Origin of the sequence: Mesorhizobium sp. M7A.F.Ca.ET.027.03.2.1, assembly GCF_003999175.1 — a bacterium.
Classification (GTDB): Bacteria; Pseudomonadota; Alphaproteobacteria; order Rhizobiales; family Rhizobiaceae; genus Mesorhizobium.
In genome coordinates this window covers 1-2,237 of sequence record NZ_RZOM01001019.1, presented here as the reverse complement: position 1 = coordinate 2,237, position 2,237 = coordinate 1, and the positions used below count along the sequence as shown (strand labels likewise).

The following is a 2,237-nucleotide window of genomic DNA, read 5'->3' as shown; positions in this document are numbered from 1 at the left end:
CGACGGTCCCTCGATGAAGGAGCCGAACGTGTAACGCGGATCGAGCGGCGACCCCAGCACGTTGTGGCGAAATTCGCTCTCGATCGGTGTGCCCGGACGCGGAGCCGGTGCGCGCTCCACCCGGCTGGGGCTGACTGTGCCGGCGGCAAGTGCCGTCTGCGTCTGCCGTGTCATCTTGCTGCGTGCTGGCGTTACCTCTGGCTCGGCCTGGCTGCGTCCCTGACGGGTTGCCGTGCGCACGACGATGTCGATCTTGAGGAGATCGGCATCCTCCTGCTTCCACAGCTCGGAAATGAGGTCGAGATAGTGGCCGTTGATCCATGAACGTAGGAAGGCGGTAGGCACGGAGATGCGGACGATGCCCTTGGAAGCCTCGGCGACCTTCATGCGGCCAAACCAGCTCGAATAGACTTCGGTTCCCAGGCGCGCCTTCAACTGGGTCTTGACCCGGTCGAATTTCTGTTCCGCGTCGCTGGACACCGCCATGTCGTTTGCTCCGATCAAAGTTCCAGGAAATGGGAGGTCGCCCGTAAGTTCCCTTTCAATGCCGCTCTGCATGATCTTTTCCTTGTCCTTCCGTACCTGTTTTCCACCGGGGATGCGCCTCCTGCATCCGGTTCCGGCGACCTAAGTCTTTGCTACGATGTCCGCTGCCGCCGCCGGCAGATGAACGTCGCCCATTATCCGTGGGAACCGGTGCCGGCCCATGGAAGCCAGTCCGCGTTGGGTATGTCAGGGCAATACAACACCGCCCGGCGAAAAGAGCGCCGGCGCGCCGTCTACCTGCCATGTCTAGTTACGCCAGTCCCCTACCGTATCGACAAACCAAAGCCGTCCGCGGACTTAATCCGCGTTGCAAATCCCGCCAATTTAAGCTGGCCGATTCAGGCTTAGGTTAAGAGCCAGAGCCCGTCCCTTTCGATAGATCGACACTACCGAAATCGCTGTGGATAGGGCAAGGCCACGTCTAACGGATTTTTAAGGAATCTGGTTAGTGGAGGCGGGTTCGAGTGGCGTGCCGCGACGGCACATTTTAACAAAGCCATTGTGATTCAAACCCTTTTCCGGCGAATATGAAAAACCGGGCGCTGACAGAAATATTCTGAAATAATTCGCTTGACAGCGACTTCTCCCCGATCGGGCCGGTCCGGTGTGGACAAGCTGTGGATCACCATCTGTAAGTCGCTGAAAGGTATAAGCTATTTCTGACAGTTAAGAATCTTTAGGTCGGCCGTTTCAAGCATGCCGATCACCAGCAGGCATGCATATGCCGGCAAACTATTCCTAATTGTGAAATGCCGCATAAGACGCCGTTTCCGGACATTCTTTTTAAGTGCATGCCGGCAAACGAAAAAACCCGGCACAAACGGCCGGGTTCGAAGAACGTCAGTCTAGGCAAGTAATGTCAGGCCGACAGTACCTTGACCCGCTGAGCCAGTCGCGACACCTTGCGGGACGCCGTGTTCTTGTGGATCACGCCCTTGGTCGCGGCACGCATCAATTCCGGCTCCGCGATCTTGAAGGCAGCCTGTGCGGCAGCCTTGTCACCGGAGGCAAGGGCCTCTTCGACCTGGCGGATATAGGTGCGGACGCGCGAGCGGCGGTTCTTGTTGATCGCTGCGCGGCGGACGATCTTGCGCGTTGCCTTTTTGGCCGAGGATGTATTGGCCATGATGCCTCTCTTCTGATCTGGTCGGCGCATGCGGGATGCCGCAGGGCGCAAAAAACAAACGGGCAGCCACGGGGCCGCCTCGGTTGGTGCGGCTTATAGTTCAGCTTTTCCGGCGCGTCAACGCTGCCCGGCCTTCTTTTTGGCGGCCAGCAGCCATCTTCTTCGCGGCCAAGGGATTGGCGTCAGCGGTTGGTGAAATTCGGCTTCCGCTTCTCGGCAAAGGCCGCCATGCCTTCCTTCTGATCGTCCAGTGCAAACAGCGAGTGAAACAGCCGGCGCTCGAACCGCAATCCCTCGGCAAGCGTCGTCTCGAAGGCGCGGTTGACAGCCTCCTTCGCCATCATCACCGATGGTAGCGAGAAAGCGGCGATCTTGGCCGCGGCCTTCAGCGCCTCCTCGACAAGCTCGCCGGCAGGCACGACCTGCGACACCAGGCCAGACCGCTCGGCCTCGGCGGCATCCATCATCCGCCCGGTCAGGCACATGTCCATCGCTTTCGACTTGCCGACGAAGCGGGTCAGCCTTTGTGACCCGCCCATGCCTGGAATGACGCCGAGGGTGATCT

The 2,237-nt window shown here is 59.4% G+C and carries 3 protein-coding genes; all 3 read right to left on the bottom strand.

Features of this window, described 5'->3' with window-relative positions; genetic code table 11:
• On the bottom strand, positions 1-558 hold a 558-nt coding region (locus EN750_RS30510; protein WP_281062342.1), incomplete at its 3' end, for a DnaA N-terminal domain-containing protein.
• An 847-nt stretch (positions 559-1,405) separates the two neighbouring features.
• A complete protein-coding gene (gene rpsT / locus EN750_RS30505; RefSeq protein WP_013533694.1) occupies positions 1,406-1,672 on the bottom strand; it encodes a 30S ribosomal protein S20 in 267 nt (88 codons plus the stop codon).
• 182 nt (positions 1,673-1,854) lie between these two features.
• Positions 1,855-2,237, bottom strand: a 383-nt coding sequence (locus EN750_RS30500; RefSeq protein ID WP_245482857.1) for an enoyl-CoA hydratase-related protein, incomplete at its 5' end; no start/stop codon positions are given.

Excerpts from the sequence above, each read along its gene's own strand:
- rpsT (WP_013533694.1), bottom strand. The coding sequence starts at position 1,672 with ATGGCCAATACATCCTCGGCCAAAAAGGCAACGCGCAAGATCGTCCGC.